An 18,542-nucleotide genomic window follows, 5' to 3' on the forward strand; every position below is an offset into this window, starting at 1 on the left:
GTCCCTTTCGGCGCCGCCTGCCCATGTTCCTGGAAATTCCGGATGTTCTGACGGCCGACGAGATCGCGCGCCTGCGCGCCATCGCCGCGTCAGCGGTTTTCGTCGACGGCCGCGCGTCAAGCCCGCATTCCATGGTCAAGAACAACCTCCAGATCGACCATGGCGGCGACGCCCACGGTGAGTCCTCGAGGATGCTGGCCGCCGCGCTCCAGCGCAGCGAACCGTTCAGAAATTTCGCCTTCCCACGGATCATGGCGCCGCCGATGTTGGCTCGCTATACGCCGGGCATGAGCTACGGCGCCCACGCCGACGCGGCCTTTATCCAGATCGGCGGCCGGTCCCTGAGGTCGGACATATCGTGCACGGTCTTCATCGCCTCGCCCGATAGCTATGAGGGCGGGGAACTGGCGGTGCGGCTCGGCGGGGCTTCAGTGGCCTTCAAGGGCGCCGCCGGTTCGGCGATCGTCTACCCGTCCACGACCTTACACGAGGTCAGGCCGGTCACCGCCGGCGAACGGTTGGTCGGGCTGACCTTTGTTGAAAGCCAGATCGCAGATCCGTTCAATCGGGAGCTGCTCTACGAACTGGACGAAGTCGCCGCCCTCGAAGGGCTCAATATGAGTTGGGAGAACCGCACGCGGTTCCAGTACGTCCGGACCAATCTGCGCCGGATGTGGAGTGATGCAGGATGACCCAGAACGCCGCATCTTCGGCGGGCCACGCCAATCTCGTCGCCGAGGTCGAGGCGGCCATCGCGGCCAACGACATGACACGGGCCGTAGCCTTGGCCCAGGCCGGCCTGGCCGAGGGGATCGAGCATTCGATCCTCTTCAACCTCGCCGCCTATCAGCTGGAACTGGACGAGCGCTTCTCCGAGGCGCTGGACATGCTCGGCCGGGCGCTGCGGCTGAATCCGCGAGACGCCTTTGTCATCAACAGCATCGGCGTGTGCCACTCCAAGCTGGGAAGGCCCGAGGACGCTCTGGCTGCGTTCGAGGGCGCGCTGAGGATCAATCCGGATTTTCCTTACGCCCACAACGGGCGGGGACTGGCGCTGGCCACGCTGGGCGACCGCCCAGGCGCCCGTGCTGCGCACGAGCACGCCGCCGCCCTCGACCCCAACTTCGCCGAACCGCTCGGCGCTCTGGCGGCGATGGACGTGGAGGACAAGGACTTGGTCAGCGCTCGCCGATACGCCGAGCGCGCCTTGAAGCTCGACGAGGAGCAGCCGGCCGCGGTTTTGGCCATGGCCGCCGTCGAGATGGAGGATGGCGACTTCGCGCCCGCCGAGGCGCGGCTGCGGCGCCTGCTGTCCGCCCGCGCCATGAGCCCGCTGCATCTGGCCTCCGCTCTCAACCTTCAGGCCGAGGCATTGGATGCGTTGGAGCGCTACGAGGAGGCGATGCGAGCCTACAAGGCGGCCAACGCCCAATTGCGCTCAGTTCACATGGTTCGGTTCCAGGAGACCGGTGCGGAGCTTGGCCTGGACCTTTGCCGCCGCATCATTGATGTCTTCCGGGATGCGCCCGCTGATGTCTGGCGCACGCGTCCGCAGCTGCCCCCGGCGTCGGGTGAAGCCCGTAAGCACGTGTTCCTGATCGGATTTCCGCGTTCGGGCACCACCCTTCTGGAGCAAGTTCTGGCCAGCCATCCGGACATGGTCGCCCTGGAGGAGAAGGCCACGCTCGATTCCACCTTGCTCGATTTTTTCCATGGCGATCGCGGCGTCGAGGCCCTGGCCGAGCTGAGCGAGGCCGAGGCGTCCGAGCGGCGGGATGAATACTGGCGCCAGGTCCGCTCGCTCGGCGTTGAGCCGGCCGGCAAGATCTTCGTCGACAAGCAGCCGTTGTATACGGTTTACCTGCCTGCGGTGGCCAAGCTGTTCCCGGAAGCGAAAATCCTGTTCGCCCGCCGTGATCCGCGTGATGTGGTGGTCAGCTGTCTGCGTCGAAGATTCCGCGGCAACACGCTGGTCAGCGAATTCACCAATCTTGAGCGTGCGGCTCTGCTCTACGATGCGGTGATGATGCTGGCCGACATCTATCGCGAGAAGTTGACGCTGGACATCTACATTCATCGTCACGAAAGCCTGGTCGAAGACTTCGACACTGAGGTCCAGGCGATCTGCGCCTTTATCGGCGTGCCGTGGAGCGAAGCGATGCGTGATTTCGCTGAAACCGCCAAGCGGCGCGACGTGCGCACGCCGAGCGCCAAACAGGTGCGCCGCGGCCTTTATCGCGAAGGGATGGGGCAATGGCGCCGCTATGGCGACGAGGTCTCGGAGATTTTGCCGATTCTGGAGCCCTGGGTGGCCGCCTTCGGCTATCAGCGCTCTTAGAGCGCCGGCAGGGGCGGATATCCTGGCCTAATACGACGGCGCTTACTGGTCGCGATGCACCTTGATGGCCTGCTGGCCATCGACGTTCATCAGGAAGCTGCCGATCGAGCCCTTGCGGATCACCACTTTGGAGCCGGCGTGCGGGTCGCGGTTCAGGTCGCCCGAAATCTGGCGCCAGATCGCGCCGTCTTCCAGCGTGAACACCCATTGGTCCTGCAGGGTTTTGCGCACGCCCTTCACCACGCCGGCCATGTTGTTGACTTCGTCCGGCTTCAGCCCGCGCTCTAGGAACGCCAGGCTGGGCAGCGGCAGGCCGAACGCCTGCCGGCGCGCCTCGTTGGCCTGGGCCCGGTCGACGACGATGATCTCTCCCTTGGATTCGGCTTGGCTCATGCTGGCCGCGGCGGCGTCGTAGCATTTGAGCCGGGCCTGATCGTCCTTCTCCTTCTGGCACGCCAGCACGGCGTCGAACGCGGCGGCGCGTTTGTTCGCGCCGGTCTCGGCGGCGAGGGCGGGAGCACTTGCAAGAAGGGTGAGCAGGGTCAGGGCGCCGCCGGCGGCGACCGAAACGCGGGACGAATACATCGAGCCTCCGACGGACCTTTATCGCGCTCGATAAGACGTTTTCCCACCCCGCGCCGCAACCGATTCTTGCATCTGGGCGAACTGACGCTTCCGACGCCCGCAGGGCTCAAGGGCGCCGCCGGGCCGGTGAAGAATGGCGGAGTGTGGCCAAGATGCGACATAAATGCGGATGTTTGACGCGCAATCGTAATCTGGATTGACCAGAAACGTTAGTCGTTCTTACCGTCAGTGTAATCGGGTGACCGGGACATTGAGTTTCAGGTTGCGCACGCCGGGGGCAAAATCGGCGTGTCTTCCTGCTCGGAGGGACGTCTTTGACAATACAATCTACGCGAGGGCGCCTTTTGGCGTCGACGATGATCTGCGGCCTATTTGTCGCAGTGGCGGGCGCCGCCGAGGCTCAGACCGCCGCGGAGCAGCCGAGCCAGGTTTCCGAAATCGTGGTCACCGGCTCGCGCATCGCCCGTCCCAACCTGGATGCGCCGACCCCGGTGTCGGTGGTGGACGCCAAGGCGATCGCCAACACCGGCGACGCCAACATCGGCAACATCATCCGCCAGCTGCCCGCCGCCGGCGTGTCGGGCATCACGCCGACCAATTCCGGCTTCGGCGTCAACGAGAACGGCATCACCACCGTCAATCTGCGCAACCTTGGCGACTCGCGGACCCTGGTGCTGGTCAACGGCCGCCGCTTCGTGCCCGGCGTGCCTGGCACCAACATCGTCGACTTCAACGACATTTCGCCCGAGATGATCGACCGCATCGACGTGGTCACCGGCGGCGCTTCTTCGGTCTACGGCTCTGACGCCCTGGCCGGCGTAGTCAACATCATCACCAAGAAGAACTTCGAGGGCCTGGTCATCAACGGCCAGTACGGCATCTCCGAGCGCGGGGACGACGAGCGCGGCAAGATCGCCGTCACCGCCGGCACCCATTTCGCCGAGGACCGCGGCAGCGCCATGTTCTCGGTCAGCTACGACAAGATCGGATCCATCTACGGCCGCGACCGCTGCGACGAGGACATGTGCATCGACGGCAGCAACGGCGACGACGGCACCGGCACCAACAACAGCTACCGCTCGACGATCTCGCCGTTCTACTCGACCACGCCGCCTCAGGGCGCGATCCTGGTCGGCCGTCCCGGCGCCTCCAACGCCACCTATTCTTACCAGCCGGACGGCAGCATCCTGCCGTTCAGCCAGGCCCGTGACGGGTTCAACCGCAGCGCCTACCGCATTCTGCAGGTTCCATCGAAACGTGAGACCTTCAACGCCCAGATCAACTACGAGCTGACCCCCTGGGCCAAGCTGTTCACCGAGGCGACGATCGTCCACAACGAGCTGCACTCGACCATCGAGCCCACGCCGCTCGCCAGCAGCCAGCTCTACTACGATCCCGCCACCAAGATCGGGCAGAGCCCGTTCTGTCAGGCCGCGGTCGGTTGCCAGTACGGCATTCCGCTGACCAGCGCCTCGGTGCCCGACGCGGTCAAGCAGCTGGTTAGGGCGGCCAACTCCGGCGTGCCGGATTCAAGTCTGGTGGTCGGCTTCCGCCGCCGCCTGACCGAGATCGGCGCTCGCGGCAACGACATCGACCGCACCACCTTCCGGGTGGTCACCGGCGTCAGCGGCGATCTGACCTCGCGCATCAGCTACGAGGTCAGCTTCAACTACGGCCGCACCCACGACTTCGAGCTGACCAACGGCGACGTCAACATCAACAACTTCCGCAACGCAGTCGACACCGTCGACCTGGGCGGCGGCAACATCGTCTGCCGTGACCCCAACGCCCGCGCCAAGGGTTGCGTGCCGCTCAACGTGTTCGGCGCCGGTTCGATCAGCCCGGCGGCCGCCAACTACGTCCGCTCGGCCTCCAGCCGCGACTCGCAGCTGGAAGAGTTCGTGATCAACGGCTTCGTCAACGCCAAGCTGTGGGATCTGCCGGCCGGCACCGTCAACGCCGTGTTCGGTTCGGAATACCGCGAGGAGCGCTCTCAGGACGAGCCCGATCCGCTGACCCAGTCCGGGGGCACCTCGGGCAACGCGACCCCCGCCACCAACGGCAAGTTCAAGGTCTCGGAAATCTTCGCCGAGCTGCGGGTGCCGCTGCTGGCCGATCTGCCCTATGTCAAATCCCTGGACCTCAACCTCTCGGGCCGGTTCTCGGACTATTCGACGGTCAGCAGCACCACCGCCTGGGCGGCGTCCCTGGAATACCAGCCGGTCAGCTGGCTGAAGTTCCGCACGCAGTACTCGCGCGCCGTCCGCGCGCCGGACATCGGCGAACTCTACTCGCCGGCGGTGCAGAACTTCCCGTCGGTCAAGGACCCCTGCGAAGGCGTCACCGCCGCCTCGTCCGGGGCCCTGGTCAACGGCGGCATCGCCGCCAACTGCCTGGCCGATCCGGCGGTGCTGGCCCGCGTTCAGCGCGACGGCATCTACACCCAGACCCAGACCGAGAAGCAGGGCGTCACCGGCTTCGACGGCGGCGCGGCCACCCTGCGGCCGGAAACCGCCAAGACCTGGACGGTCGGCCTGCTGTTCAATCCGCGCTGGTACAAGTGGACCGAACCGTTCTCGCTGTCGGTCGACTACTTCAACATCGACATCGACAACGTCATCGACGCCCTGCTCGAACAGACTTCGCTCGACCACTGCTACGGCGCGGCCGCCACCTCGTTCCAGCCGGGCTCGGTCTTCTGTTCGAACGTCCAGCGCATCGCCAGCGGTCCGGACGTCGGCGCGCTCTACGCCGTCAACCGTACTAACGCCAACCTTGCGCGCCGGCAGACGGCCGGGGTCGACGTGCAGGCCAGCTACAACCTGGCCCTGAACGATCTGCCCTATCTGTCGAGCAGCAGCTGGCAACTCGGCAGCCTGCTGAACAGCCTAGTCTACACCTATCTCGACAAGTTCGACCTGACGCCGTTCCAGGGCGCGGGCCACGACGACATCATCCACGACGCGGGCACGGTGATGTATGCCCGCAGCAAGTGGCAGCTGAACACGGTCTATACCAACCGGGCGTTCCAATGGAGCGTGCAGACCAACTACATCGGCCGCAGCAAGCTGTACTTCAACGACAGCCCCAACCCGGTGGTCGGCGGTCGGGTGTTCGTCAACACCCAGCTCCGCTACAACATCACCGACAGCATCACCGGCTTCTTCGGCGTCGACAACCTGTTCGACAAGTATGTCCGCTTCGGCGGCACCAACGGCGACACCGGCCAGGCGACCGGCTGGACCACCTATCCCGACGTCTACGACGGCATCGGCCGCCGCTACTATACGGGCCTTCGACTGCGCTTCTGATCCGTCGGCGCGGTTCCAAGATCGGCGGCGAGGACTCCGGTCCTCGCCGCTTCTTGCTTGTGGAAGACTGCAGGATCGGCGCTCGGCGGTAGGTATAGTTTAATTGGACAACCACTCTTGCTTGCGGGAAAAGGGCCGCGTCCATGAGGAGATGGCCCAGTGATCAGGCAGATGTTGTTCGGTGCGGCGTTGGTTGTCGCGCTTTCGTCGTCCTTCGTATCTGTTCAGGCGGGAACGCCCGAGCCCGCGCCTTCGGCTCCCGCGGTCGCCCCGGGTGGCAACACCAAGGGACACAAGGACCCCAACGAGAAGATCTGCGTCTCCAAAGCTGAAACCGGCAGCCGGCTGGGCGGCGCCAAGGTCTGCATGACGCGGCAGCAGTGGGATGAGCAGCGGATGGAGAACCGCCGGAACCTCGAACAGAACCAGTCGGTGGGGTTGAAGGCGGGCACTTGACGCCTTCCGGCTTCAGCATCCCTTGAAAGCGAAACGCCCGCCGGTCGAACCGGCGGGCGTTCTCTTTTCTGGTCGCCTGTCGGCCGGCTTACCGCACCGGCGTCGGGGCCAGCACCAGCGCGCCCTTGTCGCGCAGGCGGGCCTGGGCGATCTGATCCATCGCCGCCTGGGCGTTGGGATCGCCGAGCAGCCAGCCGGCCGCCGCCAGCGTGCGGATCGAGGTGGCGCTGACGCCGAAGGCCCGCTTGAAGGCGTCGAAGGGCGAGCGGGCGCCCGGCAGGGTCTTGAGGCGGACTTCCTTGCCGGAGAGGCCGGCCAGGGCCTTGGCCTTGTCGACCGCCTGATAGAAGCCCCCGATCTCGTCGACCAGGCCGAGCGGCTTGGCCTGGGCGCCGGTCCACACGCGGCCCTTGGCGATCTCGCGCACCCGCTCGGGGGGCAGCTTGCGGCCCTCGGCCACGCGGGTGATGAACCCGTCGTAGATCTTGTCGATCTGGCCGGCGAAGGCCGCGCGCTGGGTGGAGGTGAAGCCGTCGCCCATGCGGTAAGCGCCCGCATACTCGCCGCCGACGCTGAGGCCGTGCACGTCGACGCCGAAGCGCGACAACGCCTCGCCGACCGCGAACTTGCCGCCGAACACGCCGATGGAGCCGGTGAGGGTGGTGGGCTCGGCGACGATGGACGAGGCTTCGGACGATATCCAATAGCCGCCGGAAGCCGCATAGGTGCCCATCGACACCACCACCGGCTTGCCGGCCGCCTTGGCGGCGCGCACGGCCGCCAGGATCTGCTCGGACGCGGTGTCCGACCCGCCCGGCGAGGAGACGCGGAAGACGATCGCCTTGACGTCCTTGTCCTCGGCCGCGTCGTAGAGCGCCTTGGAGATGTCGTCGGAATAGATGGTCTGGCCATCGCCGAACGGACTGCCGTTCTGGGCGGAGCCGGTGATGATCGGCCCCTCGGCGTTGACCACGGCGATCACCGGCTTGCCGGCCCCGCTGACCGCCTCGACCGCCTTGGCCGCCGCGACATAGTCGTCGAAATCCACCAGCTTGCCGCTGGTCCCGGCGCGCTTCAGCGCCTCGGTCTGCACGTCCTTGACCTGGCCGACCTTGTCGATCAGCCCCTTGGCCAGGGCGTCGCGGGCGTCGTAGGGGCCGGCCTCCAGGGCCGCGCGCAGGGCCGCCGGCTCCTTCTTGCGGTCGGCGGCGGCGAAGCCGAGGGCCGATTCGTAAACCGAGGTCATCCACGACAGCGTCGATTCGCGGTGGGCCGGGGTGTAGTCGGAATAGAGGTAGGGATTGACGGCGTTCTTGTACTCGTAGCGCTGCTCGTACTCGGCCTTGACCCCGTACTTGTCGAAGAAGCGCTTGAAGAACAGCTCCTCGGAGGCGACGCCGACCGCTTGGAACGGCGCGTTGGGCTGCATCCAGAACTCGTCCGCCGAAGCGCCGAGCATGTAGGTCGAGGTGACGATCCCGACGGGATAGAGCCCCTGGCTGTGAGTGAAGACCGGCTTGCCGGCGGCGCGGAAGCGCTTCACCGCCAGGCGGATTTCGTCGGCCGCCGCCGGGGCCACGCCGGTTTCCGGCAGGCGGATCAGCACGGCCTTGACCTTGTCGTCCTTCTCGGCGCGGCGCAGGCCGTCGACGATCGACATCACCGACCGGGACTGCTTGCTGAAGGCGGCGAAGGGGCTCTGCGGGTCCTGGTCGGTCAGGCCGCCGCGCAGGTCCAGCGACAGCACCGCGTTGGACGGGACCGCCGCCGGCTTGGCGGCGCCCGCGGCCATGGTGATGAGGACGAACGGCACCCCGACGAAGAACAAGAGGAGGCCGACGAACACGCCGGCCATCGTCAACAGGAATTGCTTCATGGATTCAGTCCGCCCCAGGGGTTGCGACCGCCAACCTAAACATGCCGCCGTTGCGGTCAAATGAAGAGAAAGTCAGCAATCCCGCAGTTTTGCGCCAAGGGGCGCCAGGGCGGGCGGGGCGGGAAATGTGATGGTCGGAGTAGCAGGATTTGAACCTGCGACCCCCGCCTCCCGAAGACGGTGCTCTACCAGACTGAGCTATACTCCGACGTGAGGGCGGCCTTATAGAGGAGGGGCCTTTGCGCCGCAAGCGGCCTTGTGAGGGATTTCCACAGCCGGTTTTGGGGGCGCGAAATCCTCGTCATGGGGCTGTTGCAATGCCGGGGGGGTTGGGTTATCTCCACCGCCTCGCGAACACGCGGCCGCTTCGTCCTCGCCGACAAAGCCTCGCCGGCGCGGTCCGCTGGGGAATGGTGTAATGGTAACACAGCGGTTTTTGGTACCGTTATTCTAGGTTCGAGTCCTAGTTCCCCAGCCATCGCTCGCTAGTCGCCGCTCGCTTTTTGCAGAAGAACGAGCGAACACTTCCAGCACATGACTCGCGCTCATTCCGGACGCCGCGTTCTCGCCGTCACCATCGCGATGCTGGCCCTGCTCGTCGCCATGGCGGCGTTCCAGGTGCTCAATCATGTCAGCGCCCTGCGCAAGAACCGCGCCATGGTCGATCACAGCCATGCGGTGATCGAAGCCACCCAGGCGCTGTTCTCGCTGGTGCAGGACGCCGAGACCGGCCAGCGCGGCTACCAGCTCAGCACCGAGATCGCCGGCGTCGGCCCCGAGCCCAGCCCGGAATATCTGCGCCCCTACACCGAGGCGGTGCGCCAGGCCCCGGCCGCGACGGCGCGCCTGCGGGAGCTGGCGGCCAAGGACAGTCCCGAACAGCAGGCGCGCATCGAGGCCTGGACCGCCACCTTGAACGACCGGCTCAATCTGATCGGCCAGCGCGTGGAGCTGATCCGGCAGGGGCGCGCCAAGGAGAACCTGCAGTACGCCCCCAAGCGCGGCCTGGCCGGCATGGCGCTGGCCCGCCGCCAGATGGCCGAGATCGTCGCGGCCGAGAAGGCGCTGCTCGACCTGCGGGTCGAGAAGGCCGAGCGGACGGAGCGGCTGAACTTCGTCGGCGCGGTGATCGTCCGCGTCCTGGCGATCATCGCCCTGCTGGTGGCGGTGTTCAGTCTCTATAGGTCGAACCGCCGGCTGTCGGACGAGATACGCGACCGCGAGGCGGCCGAGACGGCGCGGCTGGAGACCGACGCCCTCTACCGCGCCGTGTTCGAGCACTCGGCCGACTATATCTTCGTCATCAACGTGTCGCGGGACGGGGTGTTCTCGATCGCCGAGATGAACCCCTCGGCCGAGGACGCCGTCCGCGCCGACAGCGACGCGGTTCGGGGAGTGGACCTCTACAAGCTGCTGCCCAAGGCCGACGCCGACCTTTTGACCGCCTATTATCGGCGGGTCGTCGCCGAGCGGCGGCCGCTTTCCAGCAAGGACAAGATGCGCTGGCGCGGCGGCCGGCAGGTCTGGGAATCGGTGCTGGTGCCGGTGTTCGGCGAGGACGGCCGCGTCGAGCGCATCGTCGGCTCGTCCCGCGACGTCACCGAGCGCGAGCGCGCCGAGGCGGCGGCCCGCCGGTCCCAGCGCATGGAGGCGGTCGGCCACCTCACCGGCGGCGTCGCCCACGACTTCAACAATCTGCTGCAGGTGATCCGCGGCAATCTGGAGCTGATATCGCCCCTGATCGCCGCCGACCCGCAGGCGGCCGTGCGGGTCCAGAGCGCGCTGCACGGGGCCGACCGGGCGGCGCAGCTCACCCGGCAACTGCTCGCCTTCGCCCGCCGCCAGCCGCTGGAGCCGCGCGTCGTCGACCTGGGCCGGCTGGTCGGCGACATGGCCGACATGCTGCGGCGGACCCTGGGCGAGGCCGTCGTCGTCAAGACCGCCATCGCCGAGGCGCGGGGCCGCACCCTGGCCGATCCGGCCCAGGTCGAGAGCGCCGTGCTGAACCTGGCCCTCAACGCCCGCGACGCCATGCCGGGCGGCGGCCAGCTGGTCATCGAGATCGCCGACCGCACCCTCGACGCCGGCGTGACCAGCAGCGGCGAGGAGATCGCCGCCGGGCCCTATGTCATGCTGGCGGTGTCGGACACCGGCCACGGCATGTCGCGCGAGACCCTGGAGCAGGTCTTCGAGCCGTTCTTCACCACCAAGGGCGAGGAGAAGGGCACGGGGCTGGGCCTTTCCATGGTCTACGGCTTCGTCAAGCAATCGAACGGCCATATCCAGATCTACAGCGAGCCCGGCAAGGGCACGACGGTGAAGATCTATCTGCCGAGGACCGACCGTCCCGAAGAGGTCGCGCCGCCGCCGCCGCCGGGGCTGGGCGTGCGGGGGCGCAGCGCGGTGGTGCTGGTGGTCGAGGACGACCCCTTGGTCCAGGCGGCGACGGTCGGGATGCTGCGCACCCTCGGCTACGACTGCCTGCACGCCGACGACGGCCGCGCGGCGCTGGAGGTGCTCGACAGCGGCGCCAAGGTCGACCTCTTGTTCACCGACGTGGTGATGCCCGGGCCCGTCAAGAGCCCGGAGCTGGCGCGCGAGGCCCAGCGCCGGCGGCCGGGCCTGCCGGTCCTGTTCACCTCGGGCTACGCCGAGAACGCCATCCTCCACCAGGGGCGGCTGGAGGAGGGGGCTCAACTGCTGAGCAAGCCGTTTTCGCGCGACGAGCTGGCGCGCAAGATCTCGACGGCGCTGGCCGTCGTCCGTCCGATCGTGCTGGTGGTCGAGGACGACGCCCTGGTGCGGCTGTCGGCGCTGGACATGATCCGCCAGATCGGCTGCACGCCGGTGGGCGCCGCCGACGCCGAGGAGGCCCTGAAGGTGCTCAAGGGCGACGGCCGCATCGACGTGCTGTTCACCGACATCGGCTTGCCGGGCGTGCGCGGGCCTGAACTGGCCGAGCAGGCCCTGCGCCTGCGTCCCGGCCTCAAGGTGGTGTTCGCCAGCGGTTACGGCGAGGCGCCCGACGAGACGCGCGGCAGGACCGGCTCCAGCTATCTGGCCAAGCCCTACGAGCAGGACGAACTGGCCCAGGTCCTGGTCGGCTAGGCCGCCGCGTCAGACGCCGTGCAAGGCCAGTCCGGGCGCGTCGGGGGGCGCGCCCGCGCCGCCGTTCAACGCCTTCTGCATCCAGACGATGTCGACCCAGCGGCCATGCTTGAACCCGAGGCCGGGCATCACGCCCTTCATCTCGTAGCCGAGCGCGCGGTGAAGGCCGACCGAGCCGGCGTTGCCCGAGTCGCCGATCACCGCGATCATCTGGCGCAGGCCCAGGTCCTCGCATGCGGCGATCACCGCCGACAGCACGGCGCGGCCGACGCCCCGGCCGACCGCGTCTGGGGCGACATAGACGCTGTCCTCGACGGTGTAGCGGTAGGCCGCCCGCAGGCGGAACGGCGCGGCGTAGGCCAGGCCGGCGACGCGGCCGTCGATCTCGGCCACCAGATAAGGCAGGCCGCGGGCGACCACCGCCGCGCGGCGCCTTTCCATCTCCTCCACCGAGGGTGGAGCCTCCTCGAACGTGCCCAGGCCGTTGAGGACGTGATGGCCGTAGATGGCCTGCAGGGCGGCGGCGTCGGCGGCGACGCTCGGGCGGACGATCACGCCTTTTCCCATCCCTTGTCGACGGCCCAAAGGGCGAAGGCGTAGTCGAGGGCGATCTCCTTGAGGAAGTCGAAGCGGCCCGAGGCCCCGCCGTGGCCGGCCTCCATGTTGATCTTGAGCAGGATCGGCCGGCCGCTGGTGGTGGCCGGGCGCAGCCTGGCCGTCCACTTGGCCGGCTCCCAATAGGTCACGCGCGGGTCGGACAGGCCGCCGGTGGCCAGGATCGCCGGATAGGCCTTGGCGGCGACGTTGTCGTAGGGGCTGTAGCTGGCGATATAGTCGTAGGCCTTGTCGTCGTGGATCGGGTCGCCCCATTCGGGCCATTCCGGCGGGGTCAGCGGCAGGCTGACGTCGCTCATGGTGTTGAGCACGTCGACGAACGGCACGGCGGCGATGATCCCGGCCCACAGGTCGGGCCGCATGTTGGCGATCGCGCCCATCAGCATGCCGCCGGCCGAGCCGCCGTAGGCGACCGTCCTGGCCTTGGCCCCGTAGCCGTGGGCGTGCAGGTGCTCGGCGCAGGCGATGAAGTCGGTGAAGGTGTTCTCCTTCTTGAACTTGCGCCCGTCCAGGAACCAGCCCCAGCCCTTCTCCGAGCCGCCGCGCACGCAGGCGGTGGCCCAGATCCAGCCGCGGTCGACCAGCGACAGGTTGCGGATCGAGAAGCTGGGCTCTTGGGCGATGCCGTAGGAGCCGTAGCCGTAGAGCAGCAGCGGCGCCGAGCCGTCGAGCGGCGTGTCCTTCTTCATCAGCACGAAGATCGGGACCTTCTGGCCGTCGGCGGCGGTCGCGTCCAGCCGGCGGGTGACGTACTTCGACGGATCGTGCCCGGAAGGGACTTCCTGGGTCTTGCGCAGGGTCCGCGTCCGCTTGGCCATGTCGTAGTCGAACCATTGCCGCGGCGTGGTCGGCGACTGGTAGACGAAGCGGGTGACGGCGGTGTCGTACTCGTAGCCGCCCTCCAGCCCCAGGGCGTAGGCCTCTTCGTCGAAGGCGATCTGGTGCTCCTTCAGCCCGTCCCGCGCGGTGACCACGATGCGGTTGAGGGCGTCGGCCTTCTCCAGGCGGACGAAATGGTCCTTGAAGGCGGTCATGCCGACGATCAGACGGCCGGGCTTGTGGGCGATCCACTCCTTCCAGCCGCTCTTGCCCGGATGGGCCTCCTCGGCGGTGACGATCTTCCAGTCGACCGCGCCGTCGTCGTTGGTGCGGATGACGAAGCGGCCATCCCAGTGCTCGACGTCGTACATCACGCCCTTGCGGCGGGGCTCCAGCGGGCGGGGCTTGGCGGTCGGGTCGGCGGCGGGGATCAGCAGGTTCTCGCTGGTCTCGTGGTCGCCGGCGTGGATCACGATCCACGACCGCGAGGCGGTGGCGCCCACCGACAGGAAGAAGCCTTCGTCTCCCTCGTGGTAGATCACCGTGTCCTCGATCGGCTTGCCGCGCGCCGGCCGGCGCAGCACCTGCGAGGGGCGGCCGTTCTTGTCGCGGAAGATCCAGAACAGCCACTGCGAATCCGGCGACCAGGCGAAATCGCCGGACGAGTTCTCCACCGGCCCGGGCAGCAGCTGGCCGGTGGCCAGGTCCTTGACGTAGATGCGGTGGAACTCCGAACCCTGCTCGTCGACGGCGTAGGCCAGCAGGGCGTGGTCGGGGCTGTGCTCGACAGCGGCCACCTGGAAGAAGGCCTGGCCCTTGGCCAGGGCGTCGACGTCCAGCAGCACCTGCTCGCCGTCGTTCGTCCCGCGCGGCCGGCGGGCGTAGACCGGGTGCTGGGCGCCCTTCTCGTAGCGCGAATAATAGTCCCAGGGCCCGTCGGGGGAGGGCACGGAGGCGTCGTCCTCCTTGATGCGGCCCTTCATCTCCTCGAACAACCTGGCCTGCAGCGCCTCGGTCGGGGTCAGCATCGCCTTGGTGTAGGCGTTCTCCTCGATCAGGTGCGCCTTGACGTCGGCCTTGATCAGGCTCGGGTCGCGCAGGACGTTCTGCCAGCCGTCGTCCTTCATCCAGGCGTAGTCGTCGACGCGGACGCGGCCGAGCTGCTCGATGCGCTTGGGCTCCTTCTTGGCGACGGGGGGCTTGAGGCGGGCGTTCGACGCGGTCATTCGGGAGCCTTTGGAATCAGCGTAGCGTTGGAGGTCTGGGCCGTCAGTGCGGCGGCGACCGAGGTCGCCAGCAGGTCGCGCCGGTTCAATGGGGCCTCCCTTCGCCGACCGCAAGCGGACTTGCGGCGCGCGGCGGCCCGGTTGAAGGGCGCGCCCGATGGTTTCACCGATGTCGCAGCCTCGCCGCGATGGCGCCACCTTGTCGTGTAGACCGTTCGGGCGTCAATCCGCCCGCCGTGGGGCCGGGAGTGCTTTAACCTGATGGCTTGGGACCTGTCGGTCGAACTGATCAAGGCGACGGTGCAGCTGGAGCAACCCCTGGGCGACGGCACGCGGACGGTCGGGACCGGGTTCCTGATCGAGGCGCCGCGTCCGGACGGATCGCCCCGCACGGTCCTGGTCACCGCCTCGCACGTGTTCCAGAAGATGCCCTTCGCCAACGCCCGCATCGGCTATCGCGTCCAGGCTAAGGACGGCTCTTGGAGCTATGCGCCGCAGGACCTCAAGATCCGCGACGGCGAGGGCGAGCCGTTGTGGACCAAGAACCCCGACCGCGACATCGCCGCGATCACGGTGAGCGCGCCGCCGGAGTTCGCCAAGGCGGCGATCCCGCTCAACTGGCTGGCCCAGACCGACACCTTCGACAAGTACCAGATCGGTCCGGGCGACGAGATGATGGCCCTGGGCTTTCCGCGGGGCCTGGCCGCCAACGGCGCCGGCTTTCCCATCCTGCGCGCCGGGCGGGTGGCCTCCTATCCGCTGTCGCCGCCGGCCGCCTTTCCGACCTTCCTGCTCGACTTCACCGTCTTCCCCGGCAATTCGGGCGGGCCGGTGTTCATGGCCCAGGGCGCGCGCCGCAGGCCCGGCGCCAAGGAGGCCGAGGAGGTGCAGTTCATCGCCGGAATCCTCACCCAGCAGGTCGAGCTGAACAACGAACGGCTGGCCATCGGCATCGTCACCCAGGCCAGCTTCGTGCGCGACACGGTGGCCCTGCTCGACAAGCCTGAAGCGCAGGCTCCGCAGCCGCCGCCGGCCGCCCTCAAGCCTGCGCCCAACCAGGCGCTATCGGCCGCCACGCCGGCTTTTCAACGCGGAGATTAGCGCTTCCTTAACGCGATCGCCGCAGCTTCGCGCCAAGGGCGAGGAGCGCGCGACATGATCGGATCGGTAGGCGGGGGCGGCGTTTCGCCGTCGCTGATCGCCCAGAAGGCGGCCGGCGCGACCGGCGGAGACGCCGCCTCCGGCGCGGACGCCTCCTCCGGCGCCAAGACCAAGTCGAAGCGTGACCAGCAGGCCGAGAGCGCCCTTTCAAGCCTGAAGGCGATGCAGGCCGGCGGCGCGAAGTCGTCCGCCGCCCAGAAGGCCGCGGCCAGGGCCAGGCTCGACCGCGCCAAGCAGCAGCTTCATATGCTGCGGATGGTGGGGGGCGACCCGCGCTCCGTCGCCCAGCAGGCCGCGCGGATCGCCAAGGAGATCGCCGCCGCCGCCAAGGAATACGCCGCCGCCGGCGGGGCGCCGGCCGACGCGGCGACCTCCGGAGCCGCGACCAACGCGCCCGCCGCCGCCAAGGACGGCGAGGGGCAAGCCGGGGCCAAGGCCGGGGCCGACGCGGTCGCGGCGGCCGACAAGACGGCCGGGGAGGACCCGGCGCAGGCGGCCGACAAGGCTCAGCAGGACCCGGGCGCGGCCCAGTCCGCCGCCGGCGGCAAGCCTGGCCAGACCGCTTCCGACCACGACAAGAACGGCGACAAGTCCGCCGACGACAAGGCCAAGCCCGTCGTCGACCAGACGGCTGCGTCGCGCGGCAAGCGCGATCCGGCCGATCTGGACTTCATCCGCGAGGCCCGCGCCCTGGCCAAGCAGGCCAAGGCCGCGCTCGAACACGCCCTGCGCGACGTCAAGAAGGGCGGCGACCTGAAAGCGCTTCGCTCGGCCGGGACGGATGCGGAGAAGGCGGTCGACCAGGCCGACAAGGACATGGCCGCCGCCGCCCAGGCCGGCGGCGGGCTCAACGCCGCCGCCGCGCCCGGCTCCCTGGTGTCGATCCTGGTCTGAGGCCTCAGGCCCCGTAGAGGATGCTGATCGTCTCGGCCACGCAGGCCGGGCGCTCCTCGCCCTCGATCTCGATGGTGCATTCGTTGATCATCTGCAGGCCGCCGGCCTTGGGCTGCACGGACACCAGCTTCTGGCGCATGCGCACCCGCTTGCCGACGCGGACCATGTTGGTGAAACGCACCTTGTCCGAGCCGTAGTTGATGCCGCGCGTGACGCCGTCGACCTTGAGCAGCTTGGCGCCAAGGAAGGGGATCAGCGACAGGGTCAGATAGCCGTGGGCGATCGGGCCGCCGATTTCGCGGTTGGCGCGCTCGACGTCGACGTGAATCCACTGATGGTCGCCGGTGGCCTCGGCGAACTGGTTGACCCGCTCCTGGGTGACCTCGACCCAGTCGGACACCCCGATTTCCTGGTCGGCGAGGCCTGGCAGGTCGGCGAACGCCACTTCACGCATGGTGCATCTCCCGATTCAAACGCATGTTTGCTCTGTCCCACAGGCCAGGCGCCGGCCGCAAGCCCGTCAGACGATGCGCGCGTCCGTCTTTCCCCAGTAGGCGTCGCGGATGAGCCGCTTGTACAGCTTGCCGGTGGGATGGCGCGGCAATTCCGGCATGAAGTCGATCCGTCGCGGGATCTTGACGTGGCTGAGGTTGGCGCGGGCGAAGGCCAGCAACTCGGCCGCCAGCGGTTCGCCCGCGTCGCGCCAGTCGAGCGGCTGGATCACCGCCACCACTTCTTCGCCCATCTCCTCGTTCGGCGCGCCGACCACGGCCGCGTCGGCGACCTTGGGGTGGGTGACCAGCAGGTTCTCGACCTCCTGCGGATAGATGTTCACCCCGCCCGAGATGATCATGAAGCTCTTGCGGTCGGTCAGATAAAGGAAGCCTTCCTCGTCCATCCAGCCGACGTCGCCCAGGGTGGTCCAGCCGTGCCTGTTGTAGCTCTCGGCGGTCTTCTCCGGGGCGTTGTGATAGTTCACCGGCGGGCCGCCCTCGAAGTAGACGGTCCCTTCCGTGCGCGCCGCCACCGGGTCGCCCGCCTCGTCGCAGATGCGCAAGGTCCCCAGCACCGCCCGGCCGACCGAGCCGCGATGGCTCAGCCAGTCCTCGGAATTGATGTAGCAGAAGCCGTTGCCCTCGGTGCCGGCGTAGTATTCGTGCAGCACCGGCCCCCACCAGTCGATCATCTGCGCCTTGACCGGGGGCGGGCAGGGGGCGGCGGCGTGCACCGCCGAGCGCATGGACGAGACATCGTACCTGGCGCGCACCGCCTCGGGCAGCTTCAGCATCCGCACGAAGTGGGTCGGCACGAACTGGCCTGCGTCGCAGCGATGCTTCTCGATCAGGGCCAGGGCGGTCTCGGGGTCGAACCGCTCCATGACCACCACCGTGCCGCCGATCCTCTGGACGGTCATGCACCAGCGCAGGGGCGCGGCGTGATAGAGCGGCGCCGGCGACAGGTAGACGCTGTCCTCGCTGAAGCCGAACAGCGACTGGACCATCATCTGCAGGGCGTTCGGCGCGTCGATCGGCCCGCCGGTCAGCGGCGGCTTGACGCCCTTGGGCCGCCCGGTGGTGCCGGAGGAATAGAGCATGTCGGAACCGGCCGTCTCGTCGGCGATCGGCGTGATCGGCTGGCTCCTCAACGCCTCTTCCAGGCTGGCGTAGGGCGTGGCCGCCCCGCCGACCATGTAGAGCTTCACGCCCGGGACCAGGGGCGCCAGTTCGTTCGCCAGCGGCGCCAGGGCGGCCGAGGTGATCAGGACCTGGGCCCCGCAATCCTCGACGATGTAAGCGACCTCGGCCGCCGTCAGCTTGGACGAGATACAGGTGTAGTAGAGCCCGGCCCGCTGGGCCGCCCAGGCGATCTCGAAGTAGCGGGGATTGTTCTCCATCATCAGGGCGACGACGTCGCCTGGCCGCAGGCCCAGCGAGCGGAAGAAGTGCGCGCCCTGGTTCGATCGCTCGTCGAGCTGGCGATAGGTCACCGTCTCGCCGGAGCCGGCCATCACATAGGCGGCGCGGTCGGGTCTGGTCCTGGCGTGTACGGACGGATGCATGGGGCCTCCCGGCGCTGGCGTCTCCCGTGGCGGGCGCCTCTCGCGGGCGTCTCGCCATCCTGGAGCGATAGAAGCCCAGCCCATGGCGCCGCTC

General features: G+C 68.1%; 13 protein-coding genes and 2 tRNA genes. 8 read left to right on the plus strand and 7 right to left on the minus strand.

Annotated features, from left to right (window positions below; all coding sequences use genetic code 11):
• Positions 1-23: 23 nt before the first annotated feature.
• Positions 24-692, plus strand: coding sequence for a Fe2+-dependent dioxygenase (locus tag C5708_RS12730; protein WP_242921669.1), 669 nt, complete (start codon positions 24-26; stop codon positions 690-692).
• A complete protein-coding gene (locus C5708_RS12735) occupies positions 689-2,338 on the plus strand; it encodes a sulfotransferase (protein WP_242921671.1) in 1,650 nt (549 codons plus the stop codon). Before C5708_RS12730 ends, C5708_RS12735 begins: the two co-directional genes overlap by 4 nt.
• A 42-nt stretch (positions 2,339-2,380) precedes the next feature.
• Here C5708_RS12735 and C5708_RS12740 read toward each other — a convergent pair whose 3' ends face one another.
• Positions 2,381-2,923, minus strand: a complete 543-nt coding sequence (locus tag C5708_RS12740) for a hypothetical protein (protein ID WP_242921673.1) — start codon at positions 2,921-2,923, stop codon at positions 2,381-2,383.
• Positions 2,924-3,267: 344 nt separating this feature from the next.
• On the opposite strand from C5708_RS12740, the gene C5708_RS12745 reads away from it, so the two are divergent.
• Entirely contained in the window at positions 3,268-6,234 is a 2,967-nt protein-coding gene (locus tag C5708_RS12745; protein WP_242921675.1) for a TonB-dependent receptor, read from the plus strand.
• A gap of 159 nt (positions 6,235-6,393) precedes the next feature.
• Positions 6,394-6,690 (plus strand): hypothetical protein, encoded by a 297-nt coding sequence (locus C5708_RS12750; RefSeq protein WP_242921677.1) that lies wholly within the window; start codon positions 6,394-6,396, stop codon positions 6,688-6,690.
• Positions 6,691-6,778: 88 nt separating this feature from the next.
• Here the strand turns inward: C5708_RS12750 and sppA are convergent, their stop codons facing one another.
• Together sppA and C5708_RS12760 are read right to left on the minus strand one after the other, a co-directional pair.
• Entirely contained in the window at positions 6,779-8,566 is a 1,788-nt protein-coding gene (gene sppA / locus C5708_RS12755) for a signal peptide peptidase SppA (RefSeq protein WP_242921679.1), read from the minus strand.
• Between the two features lie 131 nt (positions 8,567-8,697).
• A tRNA-Pro gene (locus tag C5708_RS12760) sits at positions 8,698-8,774 on the minus strand.
• A 196-nt stretch (positions 8,775-8,970) separates the two neighbouring features.
• Between C5708_RS12760 and C5708_RS12765 the strand changes: the two genes are divergently transcribed.
• A tRNA-Gln gene (locus tag C5708_RS12765) sits at positions 8,971-9,044 on the plus strand.
• Positions 9,045-9,100: 56 nt separating this feature from the next.
• Positions 9,101-11,674, plus strand: coding sequence for a response regulator (locus C5708_RS12770; protein ID WP_242921681.1), 2,574 nt, complete (start codon positions 9,101-9,103; stop codon positions 11,672-11,674).
• Positions 11,675-11,683: 9 nt separating this feature from the next.
• On the opposite strand, the gene C5708_RS12775 is transcribed toward C5708_RS12770, so the two are convergent.
• Positions 11,684-12,241 (minus strand): GNAT family N-acetyltransferase, encoded by a 558-nt coding sequence (locus C5708_RS12775; protein WP_242921683.1) that lies wholly within the window; start codon positions 12,239-12,241, stop codon positions 11,684-11,686.
• The gene (locus tag C5708_RS12780; RefSeq protein ID WP_242921685.1) at positions 12,226-14,334 is read right to left on the minus strand and encodes a S9 family peptidase; all 2,109 of its coding nucleotides are present in this window, start codon (positions 14,332-14,334) and stop codon (positions 12,226-12,228) included. The genes C5708_RS12775 and C5708_RS12780 overlap by 16 nt, the downstream gene beginning before the upstream one ends.
• 261 nt (positions 14,335-14,595) lie before the next feature.
• Between C5708_RS12780 and C5708_RS12785 the strand changes: the two genes are divergently transcribed.
• Positions 14,596-15,435, plus strand: a complete 840-nt coding sequence (locus C5708_RS12785; protein ID WP_242921687.1) for a serine protease — start codon at positions 14,596-14,598, stop codon at positions 15,433-15,435.
• A gap of 54 nt (positions 15,436-15,489) precedes the next feature.
• Positions 15,490-16,389 carry a hypothetical protein gene (locus tag C5708_RS12790; protein WP_242921688.1) on the plus strand — a complete coding sequence of 300 codons (900 nt, stop codon included), beginning with the start codon at positions 15,490-15,492 and terminating at the stop codon, positions 16,387-16,389.
• Positions 16,390-16,393: 4 nt separating this feature from the next.
• On the opposite strand, the gene C5708_RS12795 is transcribed toward C5708_RS12790, so the two are convergent.
• On the minus strand, positions 16,394-16,843 hold the full coding sequence (locus C5708_RS12795) for a MaoC family dehydratase (RefSeq protein ID WP_242921690.1): 450 nt from the start codon (positions 16,841-16,843) through the stop codon (positions 16,394-16,396).
• Positions 16,844-16,909: 66 nt separating this feature from the next.
• Entirely contained in the window at positions 16,910-18,448 is a 1,539-nt protein-coding gene (locus C5708_RS12800) for an acyl-CoA synthetase (protein ID WP_242921692.1), read from the minus strand.
• Positions 18,449-18,542: the final 94 nt, after the last annotated feature.

This window comes from Caulobacter sp. CCUG 60055, from assembly GCF_022750545.1.
GTDB lineage: Bacteria > Pseudomonadota > Alphaproteobacteria > Caulobacterales > Caulobacteraceae > PUIC01.